Origin of the sequence: Pseudomonas sp. TMW22090, from assembly GCF_022496665.1 — a bacterium.
GTDB lineage: Bacteria > Pseudomonadota > Gammaproteobacteria > Pseudomonadales > Pseudomonadaceae > Aquipseudomonas > Aquipseudomonas gregormendelii.
On record NZ_SCFH01000010.1, the window covers coordinates 111,050 to 132,262 of the forward strand.

Consider the following 21,213-nt stretch of genomic DNA (forward strand, 5'->3'; position numbering starts at 1 on the left):
GCCAGCATGAATGAACCCGTCAACTCCGGGCCGCGCAACGGCATCCTGTCCCTGACCATCAAGGACAAGTCGGTGCTTTACGCGGCGTACATGCCCTTCATCAAGAACGGTGGCCTGTTTATTCCGACCAACAAGAGTTACCGGTTGGGTGATGAAGTCTTCATGCTGCTCAACCTGATGGATGAAGCCGAAAAGATTCCGGTCGCCGGCAAGGTCACCTGGATCACGCCCAAAGGCGCCCAGGGCAATCGCGCCGCCGGGGTCGGCGTGCAGTTCAATGACGGCGACAACACGGCCCGCAGTCGAATCGAAACCCATCTGGCCGGAGCCCTTAAGTCCGACCGTCCCACTCATACGATGTAAGTTGCAGCCCTCTTTATGCTCGTAGATTCCCATTGTCACCTTGATCGACTCGACCTTGCCGCGCACAACGGCTCACTGGATGCCGCGCTGGACGCGGCCCGCCAACGGGGCGTCGGTCACTTCCTGTGCATTGGCGTCAGCGTCGACAATGCCGCCGACGTCAAGGCCCTCGCCGAGCGTTACGACGACGTCGACTGCTCGGTGGGCGTGCATCCGCTGGACGTACAGCCCGGTGCTGCGCCAGCACTGGACTGGCTGCTGCAGGAGCTCAACCATCCGCGCGTGGTAGCCATTGGTGAGACGGGCCTGGACTATCACTACGAGCCGGAAGCGGCCGAGTTGCAGCAGGCGTCCTTTCGTCTGCATCTGCAGGCGGCGCAGCAGACCGGCAAACCGGTGATCATTCACACCCGCGGAGCCCGCGCCGATACGCTGGACCTGCTGCGCGAAGCCGCGCTGCCTCAGGCCGGGGTGCTGCATTGCTTCACCGAAGACTGGGACATGGCCAAAGCGGCGCTGGACATGGGTTATTACATTTCCTTATCCGGGATTGTCACTTTCCGCAATGCCGACGCCCTGCGCGACGTTGCCAGCAAGGTCCCGGCCGATCGATTGCTGGTGGAAACCGACTCGCCGTACCTGGCCCCCATTCCTCATCGCGGCAAGCCGAACCTGCCGCAGTATGTGCGCGAGGTAGCGGAATTTCTGGCAATGTTGCGCGGGGAGTCCTACGAGCAATTTGCAGCCCAGACCACTGAGAACTTCAAACGGCTGTTTCCATTGGCCCACGTCAGGGCGTCGGCGTAACGCAGGTACAAGAGATCGCAGCCTTCGGCAGCTACTACGGGGCTTTGGCCCCTGAATCGCAGGCAAAAAAAACCCGGGTTCTGGGGGGTGAATCCGGGTTAAGACCATTAGGAGTAAAACAAAGATACGCGGTCCGTTGGTACCTTTATCGTCGAGACACTTGGGGGAGATGTCCCGTCGACAGTTGAAGTATTGATCAGTATTGCGCCGAGTCCAGTTTAGCCGGTCAGGTTTTTAAACAATTTTGGAATACGCGCGCTTCGGAAGAGTTCTCATCAACCGGCCAGCGTGCATGAAAACCTCATGAAACACAGATATGGTCGGATGATCCGTGCATTTTGGCGCAAGTTAGGCATAATACGCGGCTTCGAATTTTGACCCCTACAGACCTTTTCTTATGCATAAAGAACCTCGTAAGGTCCGTGAGTTTCGTCGCCGCGAGCAGGAAATTCTCGATACCGCGCTAAAGCTGTTCCTCGACCAAGGTGAAGACAGTGTCACCGTCGAGATGATTGCTGATGCCGTCGGTATCGGCAAAGGCACGATCTACAAGCACTTCAAGTCCAAGGCCGAGATCTACCTGCGCCTGATGCTCGACTACGAGCGTGACCTGAACGAGCTGTTGCATTCCGCCGACGTCGACAAGGACAAGGAAGCGCTGTCGCGCGCCTACTTCGAATTCCGCATGCGCGATCCGCAACGCTACCGGTTGTTCGATCGCCTGGAAGAGAAGGTGGTCAAGGGCAACCAGGTGCCGGAGATGGTCGAGGAACTGCACAAGATCCGCGCCTCGAACTTCGAGCGGCTGACCCTGCTGATCAAGGGGCGTATCAGCGAAGGCAAGCTCGAAGATGTCCCGCCTTACTTCCACTACTGCGCATCCTGGGCGTTGGTGCACGGTGCCGTGGCGCTGTATCACTCGCCGTTCTGGAGCAATGTGCTGGAAGACCAGGAAGGCTTCTTCCAGTTCCTGATGGACATCGGCGTGCGCATGGGCAACAAGCGCAAGCGCGACACCGACACCCCAAGCAGCTGAGCCATTCAGCAGCCTGATTGCGCCATGATATTCACCCCATGGTGCATACCGCAGGAATATACTCAGGCATGGGACTTGCTAAAACTTGATTTGTGAGTCAAGTTTTAGCAGTTCCATTTCCTTTCGCCGGAGTGCTCCATGATCGTTGACCGTCAAGGCAGGCGTTTTCGCAATTTGCGGATCAGCCTGACTTCAGCCTGCAATTACGCCTGTAACTACTGCGTGCCTGATGGCAAGCGGCTGGTGGCTGCGCAGGATGAACTGTCGGCCGATGCCATGGCACGTGGCGTGGCCTATCTCATCGAAGCGGCCGGCATCGAGCGTTTGCGCATCACCGGTGGCGAGCCACTGGTCAGCCCGAAACTCGAAGCCTTCATGACCGCCGTCGGTAAGATGGGCCTTCAAGACATCAGCCTGACCACTAATGGCCAGTTGCTGGCGAAGAAGCTGCCGCTGCTGGTCGGTGCCGGCATTCGGCGCATCAACGTGTCCCTCGATACCCTGGATGCCGGCGCTTTCCGTAGTATCGCGCGTGGCGGCGACCTGGCGACCGTGCTCGATGGCATGGACCAGGCCAGCGCGGCAGGCATGAAGATCAAGGTGAACATGGTGCCGTTGCGCGGGCAGAACCTCGATCAGGTGATGCCGCTGCTCGATTATTGCCTGGAGCGCGGCTATGAGCTGCGCTTCATCGAATTGATGCGCATGGGGCATCTGGCCAGTGACTCCAATGCCTTCCTGCAGCAATTCGTCAGCCTCCAGCAATTGCTCGACCTGATCGGCGAGCGCTACGAGTACTTGCAGGCCGATGCGCCCGTCGATGCCACGGCGGTGCGTTACGAAATTCCGGGAATGGGCCACTTCGGGGTCATTGCCAACGAAAGCGTGCCGTTCTGCCGCACCTGCTCGCGGCTGCGGCTGTCGTCCACCGGCTGGCTGCATGGCTGCCTGTCTTCGAGCAACCGCCACTATGTCGGCGATCTGCTGGATAAACCGCGCCACCAGGCGTTGCCAGCCTTGCAACGGCTTCTGGTCAAAGCGCTGGGAGACAAGCAGGAAGTGGCGTTCTCCGGCGGCGCGACCATCATGAAGATCATCGGCGGCTGAAAATCTGCCTTCGCGAGCACGCCCGCTCCCACAGTCGACCTGCATTCACAGGTGCAATGCATTTCCCTGTGGCAGGAGCTTGAGCTTGAGCTGGCGCGGAAGCTGCATCCAATGCCCATTCGCCGGTTTTCCGTCACCGGCCTCTGGAGGACAGGATGCGTAACCCGGTTTTGCTGCTGGCCATTTTGGCGCTTGGTGGCTGCATGAACGTCAGTGACATGGCCGAAGGCACCCGTTATCACATGAGCGATGCCGGCCTGCTCGACCACAGCGACAGTCGTCGGGTCAGTAACCTGCGAATCCAGCCGGACTCCTTCATCTACATCGCCCAAGGCGCATTCGCGCCGCGTGGCGGCACTGCTTATCCGCGCCCCAACGTTATCGCCGAAGTCGCCTTCGATGGATTCATCGAGTATTTCCCCATGGTGCGCCGCGCTCGCGCGCCTGAGGGGCTTGACGAGGCGATGGGGGAGGCCCGCGCCGTGGGCGCTCATTACCTGCTATACACGCGCTTTGCCAAGGCGGATGACCGTATCGGCAACTCCGATGAGTGGCTGGACCAGGAGGCTGTGGACCGGCTGGGCGTCGATACCGGTGTGATTCAGATCATGTTGATCGAGACCAGCACCCAGTATTTGATCGATACTGCACGCATCAAGAGTCGCGGCGGTTTGCTGACGTTCCACGACTCCCGGCCCGAAGACCTGATGGGTCCGCCGCTTGAACAGTACGCGCGCAGCCTGCTGGGCATCAGTGATCAATAATTTTCCAGGAGAACACCATGAGCGGACCGCAAAAAGCCAACGACCTGCTGGGGCAAATCCCCAAGACCAAAGGCCTGCCGCCGGTCCACCTGTGGAACCCCGAGTTCTGTGGTGACATTGATATGCGCATTGCCCGGGACGGTACCTGGTATTACCTGGGCACGCCGATCGGACGCAAGCCGATGGTCAAGCTGTTCTCCACCATCATCCGCCGCGACGCAGATGATTACTTTCTGATCACCCCGGTCGAGAAGGTCGGCATCAAGGTTGATGACGCACCGTTCGTGGCCATTGCCGTGGAAGTGGAGGGCGAGGGTGAGGCCCAGTTGCTGCGGTTTACCACCAACGTTGAGGAGACTGCCGAGGCGGGGGGCGAACACCCCATCCGCGTGGTGATCGACCCGGTCACCCAGGAGCCGGCGCCCTACGTGCACGTGCGAACCAATCTCGAGGCGCTGATTCATCGCAATGTGTTCTATCAGTTGGTGGAGCTGGCGGTCACCCGGGAGATCGACGGGCAGCACTGGCTTGGCGTGTGGAGTGGTGGTGAGTTCTTCCCCATCGGTCTTGAGCCCTGAGTGGTTATTTCTGACGCCATCGCGGGCAAGCCTTGCTCCCACAGGGTTTGCAGGTAACTTGCTGGACTCCCTTCCCTGATGGGGGGCGCACACCACCTGTGGGAGCAAGGCATTGTGGGAGCAACGCTTGCCCGCGATTGACCGCGAAGCGGTCACCTTCCATCTGTCACCTCACTGAAATATTCCTTGCCCGCTCCAGCCCGTTTCGGGTATCTCTTTGTACATGATTAGACAGGTACGATTTGACAAGAAGAAACGTGTGGTCGACGAGCTTATCCGACGCATCGAAAGCGGCCTCATGGAGGACGGTTTCCTGTTGCCTGGCGAGCATCAGTTGGCTCAGGAATTCAAAGTCAGCCGAGGCACGCTGCGTGAAGCCCTGGCCGAGTTGAAACGGCGCCATTACATCGCCACGCAAACGGGGGTCGGTTCCATCGTCACATTTGACGGGGTGGTGCTCGACCAGCGCAGCGGTTGGGCCCAGGCCCTGGCCGACAGCGGGGCGCTGGTCAATACCGAAGTGCTGCGCCTGGAGGCAGTGGATCGACCCGATTTGCTGTCGCGCTTTGGCACTGAAAAATTCATCACCCTGGACCGCCGCCGGCGCTCCAACGATGGCACCCTGGTGTCTCTTGAGCGCTCTTTGATGCCCGCCAACGGCGGCCTGGAAAGCCTGCCCCGGGTCGGCCTGATCGACAACTCCCTGACCATCACCCTGGCGGCCTATGGTTTTATCGGCGAGCGCGGCGATCAATGGATCGGCGCCGAGCCGCTGAATGCCGAAGACGCACAACTGCTCGGACGTCCGGTGGGCACGGTCTTTCTCAAGGCTATGCGTACCACCTACGACCGGCGAAACCGCTTCATGGAACAGGTCGAAAGCCTGCTTGATCCCGTGCACTTTCGCCTGCACCTGCAATTTGGAACCTCGCAATGACCCCGCTCAATCGTGCCCTCGGCGCGTTCTACGGACTGGCCCTGGGCGATGCATTGGGCATGCCGACGCAATCGCTCAGCCGCGCTGATATCAAGGCGCGTTTCGGTCAGATCAACGACCTGCAAGACGCCGGCCCCGATCAGCCGATCGCGGCCAATATGCCCGCCGGTTCGATCACCGATGACACCGAACAGGCGATTCTGGTCGGTCAGTTACTGATCGAGGGCCAGGGCCGGATCGAGCCTTCGGTGCTCGCCCAGCGCCTGATCGAATGGGAAGCCGAGATGCAGGCCAAGGGCTCGCAGGATCTGCTGGGGCCCTCGACCAAACGAGCAATCGAAATGATCCTTGCCGGGCATTCGCCGGCAGAGGCCGGGCGCTACGGCACCACCAACGGTGCGGCCATGCGCATTACGCCGGTGGGCATCGCGGCGGACATCGCCGACCCCGAACGTTTCATTCAGTCCGTCGTGCAGGCCTGCCAGGTCACCCACAACACCACCTTGGGCATTTCCAGCGCGGCAGCGGTGGCGGCGGTGGTCTCCGCCGGCATCAACGGCATGGACCTGGGCGCTGCGCTCAACCTGGGTCAACACATCGCCCAGCAAGCCGAGAGCCATGGACATTGGGTCGCCGGTGGCCGCATCGCTTCGCGCATCAGTTGGGCCCGGACCATCAGTGTCGACAGCGACAAAGCGTTGCTCGCCGACCTGCTATACGACGTGATCGGCACCTCGGTGGCATCCCAGGAATCGGTAGTGGTGTCCTTTGCCCTGGCGCAACAGGTGGCCATTGGCGAAATGAACGCGTTCGAGGCGCTGTGCATGGCCGCGAGCCTGGGTGGCGACACCGACACCATCGCGGCGATCCTCGGTGCCATGCTCGGTGCCTGCCTTGGACTGGAGAGCTGGCCTGTGGCGATGATCGACAGGGTCAAGACGGTTAACGGTCTGGCGCTGGAACCGTTGGTGCAGGGCCTTTTGGCTTTGCGCTGAAGGCGACAACGCCACACCCTGCAGGCGCGTCGTAATTTCATTGCCGACAATCACAAAAATGGCAACAGGAGCATTTTCATGAGTTCTTCAAATAGCGGGCAGGCCGCCGGGCAACTGGAGACCCGTGGCATCGAACCGGTGCCGGAAGCGGAGTGCAACGGTCATCCGCTGCAACTGTTCTGGGTCTGGTTCGCCGCCAACATTTCCATCCTTGGCCTGCCGCTGGGGGCCACGCTAGTGGCGTTTCGCGGGCTCGCGATCTGGCAGGCGATCATCGTGGCGGTCCTCGGGGCTGCCGGTTCCTTCGCGGTGGTGGGCATCATCTCCATCGCCGGACGACGGGGGCGGGCGCCGAGCCTGACCTTGTCCCGCGCCATCTTCGGTGTGCGCGGCAACATTGGGCCGACGCTTGTTTCGCTGATGTCGCGCCTGGGTTGGGAGACGGTCAACACCACCACCGCCGCGTTCGTGTTGCTGTCGCTGTGCTCGATCCTGTTCGGTTCGCCGGTGGAAGCCAAGAGCGCGCCGGTGCTGACGCTGATCTTCATCGCGATTTTTGTGCTGCTGACGTTGTCGGTCTCCGGCCTCGGCCACGCTACGTTGTTGGTCATCCAAAAATGGGCGACTTACGTATTTGGCGCGCTGAACATTCTGGTAGGCGGTTTTCTCTGCGCCACCATCGACTGGAGCGCCGTGTTTAATGCGACACCGGCGCCGCTGAGCGCAATGATCATCGGGGTCGGCACCATGGCGGCGGGGACCGGAATCGGCTGGGCGAATGCTGGCGCCGACATGTCGCGCTACCAGCATCGCAGCGTCAAGGCCGTGCGCCTGGTTGCCTCAGCGGCCTTTGGCGCGGGTATTCCGCTGGTGTTGCTGATTACCCTGGGCGGCCTGCTATCGGTGGGCAACGATGACCTGGCCTCGGCCACCGACCCGATCGTCGCGATCCGCGACATGCTGCCCACGTGGATGGCGGTGCCCTACCTGATCACGGCATTCGGTGGTCTGCTGCTGTCGAACAACCTGTCGGTGTACTCCGCAGGCCTCACCACATTGACCCTCGGCCTCAAGGTCAAGCGGGTGTATGCCGTGGTGGTCGACATCGTCGCGATCTTCGCCGGGTCGATCTACTTCATGTTGATTGCCGACAGCTTCTACGGTCCCTTCATTACCTTTATTTCGCTGCTGGCAGTGCCAATCACGGCCTGGGTGGGGATTTTTGTGGTGGACCTGATTCACCGTCACTACTACAGCCCCCGAGACCTGCTGGACGTCAGCCCGAGCAGTGCGTACTGGTATCGCGGCGGCGTTGAGTGGCGCGCATTCGGCGCCTGGGCGCTGGCAATCGTTTTGGGTTACAGCTTCACCACCATTGGTACCACCGAGCAGACGCTGTGGTTCCGCGGGTTCCTGTCCGATTCCTGGTTGGGGCATAACGGCCTCGGCTGGATCGTTACCTTCCTCGTGGCGGGCGGTGTTTACGGGCTACTGGGCGGCGCCAGGGATCGTCGCCCGGGACTGATCGAGAATACTCATGCCTAGATTGCTGCACACCGGCCAGGTCATCATCGACCTGGTCATGGCCGTGGCCAAACTGCCTCAATCGGGTGGCGACGTATTGGCGCAGTCGGCCAGTTTCGAGGCCGGGGGTGGCTTCAATGTCATGGCCGCCGCCCAGCGCAATGGTTTACCCGTGGTGTACCTGGGGCGGCACGGCACCGGTCGTTTCGGTGATCTGGCCCGGGAGGCGATGGCGGCCGAGGGCATTCACATCGGCATCGCCCACAGCGCCGGGCAAGATACCGGTTTGTGCGTAGCCGTGACCGAGGCATCGGCCGAGCGGACGTTCATTTCCTATATTGGTGCCGAAGGCGAACTGACTGCCCAGGACCTCGCCGGCGTGAAAGTCGAGGCGGGGGACTATGTCTACGTCAGTGGCTACAGCCTGCTGCATGTCGGCAAGGCCCAGGCGCTGGTGGATTGGGTGCTGGCGCTACCCGGTAGGATCAAGGTGGTGTTTGATCCGGGCCCGCTGGTGGACTCGCCGGATGCGCCGCTGATGCAGGCGCTGTTGCCGCGCATAGACCTGTGGACCAGCAATGGCGTCGAGGCGCTGCACTTTACCGGTGCGACGGATATTGCCCAGGCTCTGGTGACGCTGGCTGATCACCTGCCGGACAAAGTCCTGCTGGTGGTTCGCGATGGGCCGCAAGGCTGCTGGGTCAGCCAGGGTGGTAAACCTCAGCACGTGCCGGGTTTCAAGGTAGAAGCGGTGGACAGCAATGGCGCCGGTGATGCGCATGCCGGAGTATTCATCGCCGGTTTGGCTCAGGGTCTGACGGTGATCGAGGCCGCGCGGCGGGCCAATGCAGCGGCGGCTTTGGCGGTGACTCGCTGGGGGCCGGCGACTTCGCCTGGCTCGAGTGAGGTTGATGCTTTGATCAGCAGGACTGCGGGTGCCTGAGTGGCCGTCATCGAGAGCAGACTCGCGCCCACAGGGGGCATGGTGGGTGGCGGGACCGATATGAGACTGCCCGCGATGGCGGTATTGGCAACAAGGCGAGGCCAGCGACACCAGCCTCGCGTCAAACGGCTTTACACTTCCAGCTTGCGCGCCGCTTCGACCCCGGCAGCACTGAGCTTGATCGGCAAATTCAGCGAATGCTCGCCGGCCTCGTTACAGGTCACATGCCCATGCTGGATCAGGCCGCGATCCTGCAACGTGGCGAGGGTGCTGGCCACGACTTTCTCCCCGCGATAATTATCCAGGACCTCCTTGCCCAAACCACTCGGGTGGGCGTGCAACAGGCGGGTCAGGACTTCTTTCTCAAGGTTTTCATCGACGTTCATGCTTACCTCTTCATGGCGATAGAAGGACGCTCGCGTGGGCGAGCTATTTGCTGGCACCACCTTCGGAACCCGAACCACCCGTAGTGGTTTTCGAGCCGGTGCCGGTTTCTGCGTTATCGGGAGTCTGGGTGTCCGGCGCGTTCATCCCACCCTGACGGCCCATATCGCTGCCTTGGGTCCGTGGGTCGGTACCGGTGGACGGCGGTAAACTGCTGTCGACACCCGTACCATTGGTGTTAATGCCTGGAGCGCTCTGGATGGCGGGAGCTTTGGGCGCTTCGACAGGATTGGTCGGACCGGTGCCGGTGGCTACGGTCGCCGCGAAAGCGCTAGCGGACAGCAAGGTGGCGAGGGACAGGGCAGTCAATCTGGACAGGATCATTTTGTCGTCTCCATTTATTTAAAGTCCTTACCGAATATTGGTCCGCCCCTGTTTTGAATTGGTGCCTGAAGGTCGACGAACGGTTCAGGCGCTTTGCGTCGCCCTGGTGGCAAAGATTCGCCGCCAGAGCAGGCGGCCTGCGGTGATCAGCCAGTTCAGCAGACTGATCATCAGAACTGTGTGCAAAAGTGTCGTCATTCCATATTCGACGATGATCTTGCCGGCCACGAACGGAAAGCCAAACACGCCGATGAAGTACGCCAGGCTGAATAACAGCAGCGCCTGCGAGAGAGTGCCAGCGGGTGCTTCGTTGGCCGCCAGGCCATTGATCACCGAATAGGTCAGGCCGTAGCCGATGCCCAGCATCACTGCAGCCATCAGGTAACTGACGCTGTCGTTCACCCCGTAGCCGAACATCAGGATCGAGCCCAGGGTCAGCCCGGACAGCAGACAGGACGCGCGAAGCGGGTCGCGCTTGACCACCCACCCGGCAATCACCATTCGCCCGGCGATCGCAGCACCCATGAAACCCAGGAAAAACAGCGAGTAGTCGACTGAGCGAGCGGCAGCGTAGCTGGTTTGAAAGCTCGACAAACCGCCAAATATGCTGCCGCCAAGGCCGACCATGATGATCGGGAACACCGCTTTGGATGACAGCACCCGAGCCGTCGCCCGCCAGGATATGCGAGCGCCTGCAATTGACGCTGAAGGCACTTGCCGCAGGTGCACATCGAGCCGCCAGAACAACAGCACGCCGATCAGGCTGGCCAGTGCGGCCAGGTAAAACGCCGCCGTCACGGGATACCCCAGCGCACTGGCCAGGCGCCCCAGCAGGGGCCCGCTGCCAATCCCTGTGAGCATGCTGCCCGACAGCAAGGCGAAATAGCGGGCTCGTTGCGCGGGCGTCACCAGACTTGCCACAATGATCGGCCCCAAGGTGTAGAAGACGCCCCAGCCCAGGCCCAGCAGCAAACCGAACAACAGCAGCAGGTCGCCAAACCCTGGTGCCATGGCAAATCCCAGACTCGCAGCAGCCAGCAAAATGCCGAACAGGGCGATCGAGCGGGCGGCACCGAGCGCATCCGACAAGTGCCCGGACACAATCACTGCCGCAAAGGTGCTGAGCATCGCTGCGGAGATCACGCTGCCGGCATCGTGCTCATTGCCCCCTCGCGAACTGATCAACAGCGACAGCAGGAAGGTCGAACCGTAGGACAACGACAGCAGGTAGCTGGCGAAGCAGAACAAACCGAACAGGCGGTTCGAAACGGCGGGTATTGCGGTGGGCATGAGGCGGGTCCTTGTCCTGATAAAAAATGCACAGGCTGTCTATCTAACACGGGGGACGCCGGCGTTAGGTGCGAGGTTCGCGATTTCAGGGTTAGTGCTGGCCGGAGTGATTGCGCAACGGCAGCGAGCGGAAAAACCGATTTCCCATGTGACGAGCGTCGCGTGGCGTCTTAGTATGTTTTTTTCAATTTTGATGAAGGCCCGTCCATGACGATCGACATCCGCCCGGCGACCCCCAGCGATGCGCCGCAAATCCTCGCGTTCATCACTGAGCTGGCCGACTACGAACGGGCCCGGCACGAAGTCATCGCCAGCGTGGCCGACATCGAGCGCAGCCTGTTCAGCGAAGGCGCCACCGCCCACGGCCTGATCTGCCTGCGCGATGGCCTGCCGATCGGCTTCGCGGTGTTCTTCTTCAGTTACTCCACCTGGCTGGGCAGCAATTGCCTGTACCTCGAAGACCTGTACATCACCCCCGAACAGCGCGGCGGCGGGGCGGGCAAGACCCTGCTGCGGCACCTGGCGAAGATTGCCTGCGCCAATGATTGCGGGCGCTTCGAGTGGAGCGTGCTGGACTGGAACAAGCCGGCGATCGAGTTCTATCAATCCCTGGGTGCGCAGCCGCAGGAAGAGTGGGTGCGCTATCGGATGGATGGGGCTGTGTTGCGGGACTTCGCCGCGGGTAATTGATTACCTCTTGAAAGATCGCAGCCTTCGGCAGCTCCTACAGTTTTGTAATCCCTGTAGTAGCTGCCGAAGGCTGCGATTTTTTCTACTTTGTTTCAATATGTGGGATTGATATTTATATATTGAGATTTATCCCCTCCCGGGTTTATAGTCCAGCGCACTCACTGCCCAACAAACAGAACAGGTGAAGCGATGCTGGCGCAATTGATCGCGCTCGATTGGGGGACAACCTCATTACGTGCTTACAAACTCGCCGAAGGTGGTCAAGTGCTGGAGCAGCGGTCGCTGTCGACCGGCATCATGCAGCTGCCCCGCACCCCCCGAGTGATCGCCGGCCAGCCGTGCGCTGACGGTTTTGAACTGGCCTTTGATGAAGCCTGCGGTGACTGGCTCGATGCACAGCCAGGCTTGCCGGTCATTGCCTGTGGCATGGTCGGCAGCGCCCAGGGCTGGCGCGAAGCGGCCTACCGGGAGACCCCGGCCAACGTCGCCGATCTCGGGAACTCCCTGCAGGCTGTGCGCAGCATTCGCGGAGTCGACGTGCACATCGTGCCCGGCGTCATCCAGCGCTCGCGCCTGCCCAATGTGATGCGCGGCGAAGAAACCCAGGTGCTGGGCGTTCTGCACAATCTTGAAGGCAACAGTGGCGATGATCTGCTGATCGGCTTGCCCGGCAGTCATTCGAAATGGGTGGAAGTGGCCGAAGGCTGCATCGTGCATTTCGATACCTTCATGACCGGTGAAATTTTCGCGGTGCTCAGCGAGCACAGCATTCTCGGCCGTACGCAGCAACGTGGCGGATCCTTTGACGGCGATGCGTTCGACCGTGGCGTACAAGTGGCGCTATCGTCCGATGGCGAGATCGGCCCGCTGTCCACGCTGTTCAGTGCCCGCAGCCTCGGCCTGACCGGCGAACTGAGTGCCAGCGCCCAGCCGGACTACCTGTCCGGGCTGTTGATCGGCCACGAAGTTTGCGCGTTGGCACATGCCCAGCGTCATCGACGCAACAGCGTGCATCTGCCCTCAATCATCCTCATTGGCAATTCCCAACTCTGCAGTCGCTACTGCAGGGCCCTGGACGCCTGTGGATTTGCCCGGGTGTCCCTGGCCGAGCAGGCCACCGAGCGCGGGTTGTGGCAACTGGCGCTTGCCGCCGGCCTCATCCCGCCAACCCTTTCCCGTTAACCCCCCCACTGGAGGTCTGACATGCTCAAGCAAGCCCTGGCGCAAAACGGTCTCATCGCGATCCTGCGTGGCCTGCGTCCGCAAGAAGCGGCCGCCATTGGCGAAGTCCTGTATGCCGCCGGATTTCGCGTCATCGAAGTGCCGCTCAATTCCCCCGAGCCGTACGACAGCATTCGCATCCTGCGCAGCACCTTGCCGGCCGATTGCCTGATCGGCGCAGGCACAGTGCTCACGCCGGAACAGGTCGAACAGGTGAAAGTCGCAGGCGGCCAGGTGATCGTCATGCCCCACAGCGATCCCAAGGTGCTGCGTGCGGCCAAAGCGGCCGGCCTGTTCCTGTCGCCCGGTGTCGCCACTCCGACCGAAGCGTTCGCCGCGCTGGCCGAAGGCGCAGACGTACTCAAGATGTTCCCCGCCGAGCAAATGGGCCCCTCCGTGGTGAAAGCCTGGCTCGCCGTGCTGCCGGCAGGGACTGTCCTGGCGCCGGTTGGCGGGATCACGCCCGACAACATGCAGGTGTTTATCGACGCCGGCGCCAAAGGTTTCGGCCTGGGTTCCGGGCTGTTCAAGCCGGGCATGACGCCAGAGCAGGTGGCGAACAACGCCAAGGCCTATGTGGCTGCCTGGAAAGCCCTTCGCTAAGACTTCTTGGCGCTGCTAGCGCTGCATCCAATAAGAGAGAGATACAGATGAAAATCACCAAACTCACCACCTTCATCGTGCCGCCGCGCTGGTGCTTCCTCAAGATCGAAACTGACGAGGGCGTGATCGGTTGGGGCGAACCCGTGGTCGAAGGCCGCGCCCACACCGTCGCCGCAGCCGTCGAAGAACTGTCCGACTACCTGATCGGCAAAGACCCACGCAACATCGAGGACATCTGGACTGTGCTCTATCGCGGCGGCTTCTACCGTGGCGGTGCCATCCACATGAGCGCACTGGCGGGTATCGACCAGGCGCTGTGGGACATCAAGGGCAAGGCGTTGGGCGTGTCTGTCAGCGATCTGCTGGGTGGTCAGGTTCGCGACAAGATTCGAGTGTATTCCTGGATCGGTGGTGACCGCCCGGCGGACACTGCCCGTGCGGCCAAAGAAGCGGTGGGACGTGGTTTCACTGCGGTGAAAATGAACGGCACCGAAGAATTGCAGTTCCTCGACTCCTTCGAGAAAGTCGACCTGGCATTGGCCAACGTTGCTGCCGTGCGTGACGCGGTGGGGCCTAACGTCGGCATCGGGGTGGACTTCCATGGCCGGGTGCACAAGCCCATGGCCAAGGTGTTGATGAAGGAGCTGGATCCGTACAAATTGATGTTCATCGAAGAACCGGTGCTCAGTGAGAACTACGAAGCGCTCAAAGAGCTGGCGCCGCTGACCAGCACCCCGATTGCCCTCGGCGAGCGGCTGTTTTCGCGCTGGGATTTCAAACGCGTGCTCAGCGAAGGTTATGTCGACATCATCCAGCCGGATGCGTCCCATGCCGGCGGTATCACCGAGACCCGCAAGATCGCCAACATGGCTGAAGCCTACGATGTCGCCCTGGCGCTGCATTGCCCGCTGGGCCCGATCGCACTGGCCGCCTGCCTGCAGCTGGATGCGGTTTGCTACAACGCGTTCATCCAGGAGCAGAGCCTGGGCATCCACTACAACGAGAGCAACGACCTGCTGGATTACGTCAAGGATCCGCGGGTGTTCGACTATGACAAAGGCTTCGTGAAAATCCCCAACGGCCCGGGCCTGGGGATCGAGATCAACGAGGAGTACGTGATCGAGCGCGCAGCCGTCGGCCATCGCTGGCGCAACCCGATCTGGCGCCACGCCGATGGCAGTTTTGCCGAGTGGTGAGTGCTCTCTGATCCCCCGCAAATCCCTGTGGGAGCCAGCCTGCTGGCGATTTGGTCGGCACCCCCGGTATTTTTGGTGACTGACTCACCACTATCGCCAGCAGGCTGGCTCCCACAGTTTGATCTCCATGGACAGAGAGATTTGCGGCAAACCCCGATTTCACATCGACCTCAATAAACATAAAAAGAGGCATCCCCCATGCAACCGCAAACCCTCACCGGGCAGGCGTCGTTGGTGGCACCCAGCCGTAAGCGTTTTTTCATCATGGTGCTGCTGTTCATCACCGTGGTCATCAACTACCTGGACCGCAGCAACCTGTCGATCGCCGCCCCGGCGCTGACGAGCGAGCTGGGCATCGACCCCATTCACGTAGGACTGATTTTCTCCGCCTTCGGCTGGACCTACGCTGCCATGCAGATCCCCGGCGGCTGGCTGGTGGATCGCGTGCCGCCGCGCATTCTCTACAGCGTTGCCCTGTTGTTGTGGTCGATTGCCACTGTGATGCTCGGCTTCGCCGCCAGCTTCATCGCGCTGTTCGTCCTGCGCATGGCCGTTGGTGCGCTTGAGGCGCCGGCCTATCCCATTAACAGCCGCGTGGTTACCACCTGGTTTCCTGAGCGCGAGCGTGCCACGGCCATCGGCTTCTACACCTCTGGACAGTTCGTTGGCCTGGCCTTCCTGACACCGGTACTGGCGTGGTTGCAACACCAGTATGGCTGGCACATGGTGTTCGTCAGCACGGGTGCAGTCGGCATTCTGTGGGCGGTGATCTGGTACGCGGTGTATCGCGAACCACGGGACTTCAAGGGTGCCAACGCCGCCGAGATCGAGCTGATCCGCGAAGGTGGCGGGCTGGTGGATATCCAGGCCGAGCAGGCCAGGGTCAAGGCGAAATTCAGCTGGACTGACCTGGGCATCGTTCTGACCAAACGCAAATTGTGGGGCATCTACCTCGGTCAGTTCTGCCTCAACTCTACCCTGTGGTTTTTCCTGACGTGGTTCCCGACCTACCTGGTGAAATATCGCGGAATGGACTTCATCAAGTCCGGCCTGCTGGCGTCGCTGCCGTTTCTTGCCGCGTTCGTCGGCGTGTTGTGTTCGGGGTTCTTCTCGGACTTGCTGATCCGGCGCGGCTACACCGTCGGGTTCGCGCGCAAGTTGCCGATCATTGGCGGCCTGCTGATTTCCACCTCGATCATTGGCGCCAACTTCGTCGAGTCTACGCCGCTGGTTATCGCCTTCCTCGCGCTGGCATTTTTCGGAAACGGGCTGGCGTCGATCACCTGGTCCCTGGTCTCGACCCTGGCCCCGGCGCGGTTGCTCGGCTTGACCGGTGGCGTGTTCAATTTCATCGGCAACCTGTCGGCGATTACCACGCCGATCGTCATCGGTTTCCTGGCTACCGGAGATTCCTTTGCTCCAGCGATCACCTATATCTCGGTCCTGGCGCTGATCGGCGCACTGTCCTATGTGCTGCTGGTAGGCAAGGTCGAGCGCATCAAGTTGTAGTGACCACCATCGGGCGACCATAATGCCGCCCGTCACTCGCTCAACGGTAAAGGCTGGATATGCAGGAAGACTCCGCAAAAATCGCCAAGGACGCCGCACCGACCGGCACCCAGACGTTGCTTCGCGGCCTGGGTGTGGTCCAGGCCGTGGCCAGTGGCGCCCGGGACCTCAAGGAAATTGCCCGGCTGATCGGGACCACGCGCAGCACGACTCATCGCCTGGCCAGCTGCCTGGTGGACGAGCGTTATCTGCGCGTGGTGCCGCAAGTCGGCTATCTGTTGGGGCCCAAGCTGATCGAGCTGGGTTTCCAGGCGCGTGAAGAGCTGCCGTTGGTGACCCTGGCCGGACCTTATCTGGACGAGTTGTCGGCGTTGACTGGCGACACCATTCACCTGGCGATTCGCGAAGGCGACGAAGTGCTGTACCTGCACAAGAATCCGGGCCGCAATGGTCCGGAAATGCGTTCGCGGGTGGGCCATCGCATGCCGTTGGCGCGCACCGGCATCGGCAAGGCGCTGATGCTCGATGACAGCCAGGAAGAATGGCAACGGCTGTACGAAGTCAGCTTGCCGGTGGGTGGGAAAAATCTGTTCTGGCCGCAGCACCCTGAGCAATCCTGGGAGCAGTTTCAGCAGCGCATGATGGAATACGTGGCAGGCGGTTATGCCTTCGATCTGGAGGACAACGAGCCATCGATCCGCTGTGTCGCGGCGCCGATTCGTGATGCCAGCAAGCGTATCGTTGCCGGCATCAGCATCGCCAGCACCGTGCCGTACATGCCGCTGGAAAAAATGGCCGAGCTGATTCCCCTGATCAAAGGGGTCACAGCCCGGCTGTCGGCCGAGCTGGGTGCCAAGGTCTGATTACACCTTCAGGGTGGCCATGTCGATCACGAAGCGGTACTTCACGTCACCGGCAATCATGCGGGTGTAAGCCTCATTGATCTGGCGGATGTCGAGCATTTCGATGTCGCAGGTGATGTCATGTTCGGCGCAGAAATCCAGCACTTCCTGGGTTTCGGCGATGCCACCAATCAGCGAGCCGGCCAGCACCCGACGACTCATCACCAGCTTGCCGGCGTGGACCGGCGGTTCCACTGGTTCGATCAGGCCCACCAGAATGTGCACGCCGTCGAATCTCAGGGTGTCGAGGTAGGGATTGAGGTCGTGCTGCACCGGAATGGTGTCCAGCAGGAAGTCGAAATGCCCTGCGGCCGCCTTCATCTGTTCGGCATCTGTGGACACGATCACGTGGTCGGCACCCTGGCGACGACCTTCTTCGGCCTTGCTCGCCGAACGGGTGAACAGCGTGACTTCGGCGCCCATGGCCTTGGCGAACTTGATGCCCATATGGCCCAGGCCGCCCATGCCCAGAATCCCGACTTTGTCGCCGGCCTTCACCCCGTAGTGTTTGAGCGGTGAATACGTGGTGATGCCGGCGCAGAGGATCGGCGCAGCGCTGGCAAGGTCGAGTTTTTGCGGGATGCGCACCACAAAGTGCTCGCTGACTACAATACTGTCGGAATAGCCGCCCATGGTATTGCTGCCATCGACCCGGTCAGGGGTGGCGTAGGTCATGGTCGGACCTTCCAGGCAATACTGCTCCAGATTCGCCCGGCAGGCTTCGCAGCTACGGCAGGAATCGACCATGCAGCCAACGCCGACCAGATCGCCGACTTTATGCCGGGTGACGTTCGCACCGATGGCGGTAACCTTGCCGACAATCTCGTGGCCGGGCATCAACGGGTAAACGGCGATGCCCCATTCGTTGCGGGCCTGATGAATATCGGAGTGGCAGACGCCACAGTAGAGAATGTCGATGGCCACGTCGTCGGGGCGCGGGCTGCGACGTTCGAATTTCATCGGGGCGAGGGGAGTGGAGGCCGACTGGGCGGCATATCCGATAGCGGTGTACATGAGGAACCTCGCAAAGCAGTGACAAGTGAGGCGACGCATTTTGGCCGCCCAACCTGTCACCGGCCATGGCGATTCCTCCGTGTGTCATGCCTATTCCTCCGATATCAATGGTCGTGTGATCAATTGGCCAACCAGACCTGCGATGATGGTTTCATACCTTTTTTCGCGACATTTTTGGTGAAGAATCCCCATGCTGTTAACCCGTCATCTCGATGCCAATGCCACGCTGGTTTCGCTGATTGAGCCCCTGACCACTCGCGATGGTTTCGCCCCTACGCCGTTGCCGGGCGTCCAGGTTCTAAGGGCCAGTTGTGACGTCGCGCGCGGTCCGCAGATCTACGAGCCCAGCCTGGTGATCATCGCCCAAGGCAGCAAACTGGCGTACCTGGGGCCGCGTACGCTGGAATACGGTGCCGGGCATTATCTGATCCAGGCATTGCCGGTGCCGTTTGAGTGCGAAACATTTTCGGCGCCGAATGGGCCTATGCTGGGGGTTTCCATCGCCATTGACCGGGTGCTGCTCGGTGAGCTGGTGCTGGCCATGGGGTTGGCGTCGGGGCGGCATATTCCGGCACAGACACCAGAGTCCATGACCTCTGCGGTGCTCGACGATGCCATGCGCGGTTGCGTGGAGCGGCTGTTGCGCTGCCTGCACGATCCGCTGGAATGCCAGATCATGGGCCAGGCGCGGTTGCGTGAGTTGTTGTACGTGGCATTGCGCGGGCCTCAGGCCGATGTGCTGCGGGCGCTGGTTGAACAACAGGGGCAATTCGCGCGAATTGCCGCCTCGCTCAGTCATCTGCATGCGCACTACACCGAACCGCTGAACGTCGAGACCCTGGCCAGTTGCGCGAACATGAGTGCGTCGACCTTCCACGAGCATTTCAAGCGCAGCACGCTGTTGTCCCCGGTGCAGTATCTCAAGCGCTTGCGCTTGCTCAAGGCCCAGGCCTTGCTGATGGCCGAAGGGTTGGGCGTGGCGCAAGTGGCGCATCGCGTGGGTTACCAGAGCACTTCGCAGTTCAGCCGCGAGTACAAGCGCTACTTCGAGCGCAATCCCGGCGAAGAACGCGCCGCCTGACCCCCATAGATCCCCCTACAGGTTGTTGTTGAAAATCGCAGGCAACAAAAAGGCCCCCATTCCGGGAGCCTTGATGTTCAGGCGCGTGACTTACATGTTCGGGTAAGTCGGGCCACCGGCACCTTCCGGTGCCACCCAGGTGATGTTCTGCGCAGGGTCCTTGATGTCGCAGGTCTTGCAGTGCACACAGTTCTGGGCGTTGATCTGGAAGCGCTTCTCGCCGTCTTCCCTGGTCACCACTTCATACACGCCGGCGGGGCAGTAGCGCTGGGCTGGTTCGTCGTACAGGGGCAGGTTCTTGCCGATCGGGATGCTCGGGTCGGTCAGCTTCAGGTGGCAAGGCTGCTCTTCTTCGTGGTTGGTACCGGAGATGAACACCGAGCTGAGCTTGTCGAAGCTGATCTTGCCGTCTGGCTTGGGATAATCGATCTTCTTGCAGTCAGCCGCGAGCTTGAGGCACGCATAGTCCGGCTTGGTGTCGTGCAAGGTGAACGGCAGTTTGCCGCCGAAGATGTTCTGGTCCAGCCAGTTGAAACCACCACCCACGATGGCGCCGAACTTGTGAATCGCCGGACCGAAGTTGCGGCTGGCGAACAGTTCTTCGTGCAGCCAGCTCTGCTTGAAGGCATCGACGTAGCTGGTCAGCTCCTCAGTGCCGTCTTTTTCGGCAAACAGCGCTTCAGCCACGGATTCAGCGGCGAGCATGCCGGACTTCATCGCGGTGTGGCTGCCCTTGATCTTGGCGAAGTTCAGGGTGCCGAGGTCGCAGCCGATCAGCGCGCCGCCCTTGAAGACCATCTTCGGCAGCGAATTCAGGCCGCCTTTGCAAATGGCGCGAGCGCCGTAGCTGATGCGCTTGCCGCCTTCCAGGTACTGCTTCAGCACAGGGTGATGCTTGAGGCGCTGGAACTCGTCGAACGGCGACAGATAGGTGTTGCTGTAGGAGAGATCGACGATCAGGCCGACAACCACCTGGTTGTTTTCCAGGTGATACAGGAACGAGCCACCAGTGTTTTCAGTGCCCATGATGTCCAGCGGCCAACCGGCAGTATGGACCACCAGGCCTGGTTGATGCTTGGCCGGGTCGATTTCCCAGATTTCTTTCAAGCCGATGCCGTAGTGCTGGGCGTCTGCCTCGCTGTCGAGGTTGAAGCGCTTGATCAGTTGCTTGCCGATGTGGCCACGGCAACCTTCGGCGAACAGCGTGTATTTGCCACGCAGCTCCATGCCCGGGGTGTACAGGCCTTCTTTCGGATGACCTTCGCGGTCAACGCCCAGGTCACCAGTGATGATCCCACGAACCACGCCGTTTTCGTCGAACAGCGCTTCCTGTGCGGCGAAGCCCGGGTAGATTTCCACGCCAAGGTTCTCGGCCTGCTGGGCCAGCCAGCGGCACAGATTACCCAGGGAGATGATGTAGTTGCCTTCGTTGTGCATGGTCTTGGGCACAAAGAAGTCAGGAATTTTCTGCGCGTTGTCGGCGTTCTTCAGGACAAAAATGTCGTCGCGCGTGACAGGCGTGTTAAGTGGCGCACCCAGTTCTTTCCAGTCCGGGAACAATTCGTTCAGGGCGCGGGGTTCGAAAATCGCGCCAGAGAGAATGTGTGCACCGACCTCGGAGCCTTTTTCGACCACGCAGACGCTGATTTCCTTACCGGCTTCAGCGGCTTTCTGCTTCAACCGGCAGGCGGCGGAAAGACCAGCGGGGCCGGCACCGACGATGACGACGTCGAATTCCATGTATTCGCGTTCCACAGGTTATCTCCTACTCAAGGCTCAACAGTTTTTTTTCTAATTGGAGGTTTGGTGTCGCATCCATGAATTTCTGCGCAATGCGCCGAACAGGACAATCGATTGACCACCTTTCTCTCTGGGTGGCGCATTA

The 21,213-nt window shown here is 60.9% G+C and carries 22 protein-coding genes; 17 read left to right on the plus strand and 5 right to left on the minus strand.

Features of this window, described 5'->3' with window-relative positions; genetic code table 11:
- Positions 1-6: 6 nt before the first annotated feature.
- The 10 genes from EQV97_RS24535 to EQV97_RS24580 all read left to right on the plus strand — a co-directional run bounded on the left by EQV97_RS24535 (position 7) and on the right by EQV97_RS24580 (position 9,054).
- A complete protein-coding gene (locus EQV97_RS24535) occupies positions 7-363 on the plus strand; it encodes a PilZ domain-containing protein (protein WP_045061717.1) in 357 nt (118 codons plus the stop codon).
- A 15-nt stretch (positions 364-378) separates the two neighbouring features.
- Positions 379-1,170 (plus strand): TatD family hydrolase, encoded by a 792-nt coding sequence (locus EQV97_RS24540; RefSeq protein WP_122839141.1) that lies wholly within the window; start codon positions 379-381, stop codon positions 1,168-1,170.
- Positions 1,171-1,567: 397 nt separating this feature from the next.
- On the plus strand, positions 1,568-2,206 hold the full coding sequence (locus EQV97_RS24545; RefSeq protein WP_008152317.1) for a TetR/AcrR family transcriptional regulator: 639 nt from the start codon (positions 1,568-1,570) through the stop codon (positions 2,204-2,206).
- Between the two features lie 138 nt (positions 2,207-2,344).
- Positions 2,345-3,313, plus strand: coding sequence for a radical SAM protein (locus tag EQV97_RS24550; protein WP_240890235.1), 969 nt, complete (start codon positions 2,345-2,347; stop codon positions 3,311-3,313).
- A 155-nt stretch (positions 3,314-3,468) separates the two neighbouring features.
- Positions 3,469-4,077 carry a DUF4823 domain-containing protein gene (locus EQV97_RS24555; RefSeq protein ID WP_122839143.1) on the plus strand — a complete coding sequence of 203 codons (609 nt, stop codon included), beginning with the start codon at positions 3,469-3,471 and terminating at the stop codon, positions 4,075-4,077.
- 17 nt (positions 4,078-4,094) lie between these two features.
- Entirely contained in the window at positions 4,095-4,655 is a 561-nt protein-coding gene (locus EQV97_RS24560; protein WP_122839144.1) for a DUF1285 domain-containing protein, read from the plus strand.
- Between the two features lie 223 nt (positions 4,656-4,878).
- A complete protein-coding gene (locus EQV97_RS24565) occupies positions 4,879-5,592 on the plus strand; it encodes a GntR family transcriptional regulator (protein ID WP_225570840.1) in 714 nt (237 codons plus the stop codon).
- Positions 5,589-6,587 carry an ADP-ribosylglycohydrolase family protein gene (locus tag EQV97_RS24570; RefSeq protein WP_122839146.1) on the plus strand — a complete coding sequence of 333 codons (999 nt, stop codon included), beginning with the start codon at positions 5,589-5,591 and terminating at the stop codon, positions 6,585-6,587. The genes EQV97_RS24565 and EQV97_RS24570 overlap by 4 nt, the downstream gene beginning before the upstream one ends.
- 78 nt (positions 6,588-6,665) lie before the next feature.
- The gene (locus EQV97_RS24575) at positions 6,666-8,132 is read left to right on the plus strand and encodes a cytosine permease (RefSeq protein ID WP_240890236.1); all 1,467 of its coding nucleotides are present in this window, start codon (positions 6,666-6,668) and stop codon (positions 8,130-8,132) included.
- Positions 8,125-9,054: a PfkB family carbohydrate kinase gene (locus tag EQV97_RS24580; protein WP_122839148.1), complete on the plus strand. Its 930-nt coding sequence runs from the start codon at positions 8,125-8,127 to the stop codon at positions 9,052-9,054. The genes EQV97_RS24575 and EQV97_RS24580 overlap by 8 nt, the downstream gene beginning before the upstream one ends.
- 131 nt (positions 9,055-9,185) lie before the next feature.
- Here the strand turns inward: EQV97_RS24580 and EQV97_RS24585 are convergent, their stop codons facing one another.
- From EQV97_RS24585 to EQV97_RS24595, 3 genes are all read right to left on the minus strand, one after another.
- Positions 9,186-9,440 (minus strand): hypothetical protein, encoded by a 255-nt coding sequence (locus tag EQV97_RS24585; protein ID WP_122839149.1) that lies wholly within the window; start codon positions 9,438-9,440, stop codon positions 9,186-9,188.
- 43 nt (positions 9,441-9,483) lie between these two features.
- A complete protein-coding gene (locus EQV97_RS24590) occupies positions 9,484-9,822 on the minus strand; it encodes a hypothetical protein (RefSeq protein WP_122839150.1) in 339 nt (112 codons plus the stop codon).
- Between the two features lie 84 nt (positions 9,823-9,906).
- Entirely contained in the window at positions 9,907-11,112 is a 1,206-nt protein-coding gene (locus EQV97_RS24595) for an MFS transporter (protein WP_225570838.1), read from the minus strand.
- Between the two features lie 207 nt (positions 11,113-11,319).
- Between EQV97_RS24595 and EQV97_RS24600 the strand changes: the two genes are divergently transcribed.
- From EQV97_RS24600 to EQV97_RS24625, 6 genes are all read left to right on the plus strand, one after another.
- The gene (locus EQV97_RS24600) at positions 11,320-11,802 is read left to right on the plus strand and encodes a GNAT family N-acetyltransferase (protein ID WP_045061705.1); all 483 of its coding nucleotides are present in this window, start codon (positions 11,320-11,322) and stop codon (positions 11,800-11,802) included.
- A gap of 189 nt (positions 11,803-11,991) precedes the next feature.
- Positions 11,992-12,984 carry a 2-dehydro-3-deoxygalactonokinase gene (locus EQV97_RS24605; protein ID WP_122839152.1) on the plus strand — a complete coding sequence of 331 codons (993 nt, stop codon included), beginning with the start codon at positions 11,992-11,994 and terminating at the stop codon, positions 12,982-12,984.
- Positions 12,985-13,005: 21 nt separating this feature from the next.
- The gene (locus EQV97_RS24610; protein WP_240890237.1) at positions 13,006-13,626 is read left to right on the plus strand and encodes a 2-dehydro-3-deoxy-6-phosphogalactonate aldolase; all 621 of its coding nucleotides are present in this window, start codon (positions 13,006-13,008) and stop codon (positions 13,624-13,626) included.
- Positions 13,627-13,673: 47 nt separating this feature from the next.
- Positions 13,674-14,822 (plus strand): galactonate dehydratase, encoded by a 1,149-nt coding sequence (gene dgoD, locus EQV97_RS24615; protein WP_240890238.1) that lies wholly within the window; start codon positions 13,674-13,676, stop codon positions 14,820-14,822.
- Between the two features lie 198 nt (positions 14,823-15,020).
- Positions 15,021-16,331: an MFS transporter gene (locus EQV97_RS24620; protein ID WP_122839155.1), complete on the plus strand. Its 1,311-nt coding sequence runs from the start codon at positions 15,021-15,023 to the stop codon at positions 16,329-16,331.
- A gap of 59 nt (positions 16,332-16,390) precedes the next feature.
- Entirely contained in the window at positions 16,391-17,194 is an 804-nt protein-coding gene (locus EQV97_RS24625) for an IclR family transcriptional regulator (protein ID WP_045061700.1), read from the plus strand.
- On the opposite strand, the gene EQV97_RS24630 is transcribed toward EQV97_RS24625, so the two are convergent.
- The gene (locus tag EQV97_RS24630) at positions 17,195-18,247 is read right to left on the minus strand and encodes an NAD(P)-dependent alcohol dehydrogenase (RefSeq protein ID WP_225570837.1); all 1,053 of its coding nucleotides are present in this window, start codon (positions 18,245-18,247) and stop codon (positions 17,195-17,197) included.
- A gap of 190 nt (positions 18,248-18,437) precedes the next feature.
- Between EQV97_RS24630 and EQV97_RS24635 the strand changes: the two genes are divergently transcribed.
- Positions 18,438-19,328, plus strand: coding sequence for an AraC family transcriptional regulator (locus tag EQV97_RS24635; protein WP_122839157.1), 891 nt, complete (start codon positions 18,438-18,440; stop codon positions 19,326-19,328).
- A gap of 90 nt (positions 19,329-19,418) precedes the next feature.
- Here the strand turns inward: EQV97_RS24635 and EQV97_RS24640 are convergent, their stop codons facing one another.
- Positions 19,419-21,083 (minus strand): electron transfer flavoprotein-ubiquinone oxidoreductase, encoded by a 1,665-nt coding sequence (locus EQV97_RS24640; protein WP_122839158.1) that lies wholly within the window; start codon positions 21,081-21,083, stop codon positions 19,419-19,421.
- Between the last annotated feature and the right edge of the window lie 130 nt (positions 21,084-21,213).

Bases quoted from the DNA above. Each gene is read 5' to 3' on its own strand.
- EQV97_RS24535 (WP_045061717.1), top strand. From the start codon at position 7: ATGAATGAACCCGTCAACTCCGGGCCGCGCAACGGCATCCTGTCCCTG.
- EQV97_RS24540 (WP_122839141.1), top strand. From the start codon at position 379: ATGCTCGTAGATTCCCATTGTCACCTTGATCGACTCGACCTTGCCGCG.
- EQV97_RS24545 (WP_008152317.1), top strand. From the start codon at position 1,568: ATGCATAAAGAACCTCGTAAGGTCCGTGAGTTTCGTCGCCGCGAGCAG.
- EQV97_RS24550 (WP_240890235.1), top strand. From the start codon at position 2,345: ATGATCGTTGACCGTCAAGGCAGGCGTTTTCGCAATTTGCGGATCAGC.
- EQV97_RS24555 (WP_122839143.1), top strand. From the start codon at position 3,469: ATGCGTAACCCGGTTTTGCTGCTGGCCATTTTGGCGCTTGGTGGCTGC.
- EQV97_RS24560 (WP_122839144.1), top strand. From the start codon at position 4,095: ATGAGCGGACCGCAAAAAGCCAACGACCTGCTGGGGCAAATCCCCAAG.
- EQV97_RS24565 (WP_225570840.1), top strand. From the start codon at position 4,879: ATGATTAGACAGGTACGATTTGACAAGAAGAAACGTGTGGTCGACGAG.
- EQV97_RS24570 (WP_122839146.1), top strand. From the start codon at position 5,589: ATGACCCCGCTCAATCGTGCCCTCGGCGCGTTCTACGGACTGGCCCTG.
- EQV97_RS24575 (WP_240890236.1), top strand. From the start codon at position 6,666: ATGAGTTCTTCAAATAGCGGGCAGGCCGCCGGGCAACTGGAGACCCGT.
- EQV97_RS24580 (WP_122839148.1), top strand. From the start codon at position 8,125: ATGCCTAGATTGCTGCACACCGGCCAGGTCATCATCGACCTGGTCATG.
- EQV97_RS24585 (WP_122839149.1), bottom strand. From the start codon at position 9,440: ATGAACGTCGATGAAAACCTTGAGAAAGAAGTCCTGACCCGCCTGTTG.
- EQV97_RS24590 (WP_122839150.1), bottom strand. From the start codon at position 9,822: ATGATCCTGTCCAGATTGACTGCCCTGTCCCTCGCCACCTTGCTGTCC.
- EQV97_RS24595 (WP_225570838.1), bottom strand. From the start codon at position 11,112: ATGCCCACCGCAATACCCGCCGTTTCGAACCGCCTGTTCGGTTTGTTC.
- EQV97_RS24600 (WP_045061705.1), top strand. From the start codon at position 11,320: ATGACGATCGACATCCGCCCGGCGACCCCCAGCGATGCGCCGCAAATC.
- EQV97_RS24605 (WP_122839152.1), top strand. From the start codon at position 11,992: ATGCTGGCGCAATTGATCGCGCTCGATTGGGGGACAACCTCATTACGT.
- EQV97_RS24610 (WP_240890237.1), top strand. From the start codon at position 13,006: ATGCTCAAGCAAGCCCTGGCGCAAAACGGTCTCATCGCGATCCTGCGT.
- dgoD (WP_240890238.1), top strand. From the start codon at position 13,674: ATGAAAATCACCAAACTCACCACCTTCATCGTGCCGCCGCGCTGGTGC.
- EQV97_RS24620 (WP_122839155.1), top strand. From the start codon at position 15,021: ATGCAACCGCAAACCCTCACCGGGCAGGCGTCGTTGGTGGCACCCAGC.
- EQV97_RS24625 (WP_045061700.1), top strand. From the start codon at position 16,391: ATGCAGGAAGACTCCGCAAAAATCGCCAAGGACGCCGCACCGACCGGC.
- EQV97_RS24630 (WP_225570837.1), bottom strand. From the start codon at position 18,247: ATGTACACCGCTATCGGATATGCCGCCCAGTCGGCCTCCACTCCCCTC.
- EQV97_RS24635 (WP_122839157.1), top strand. From the start codon at position 18,438: ATGCTGTTAACCCGTCATCTCGATGCCAATGCCACGCTGGTTTCGCTG.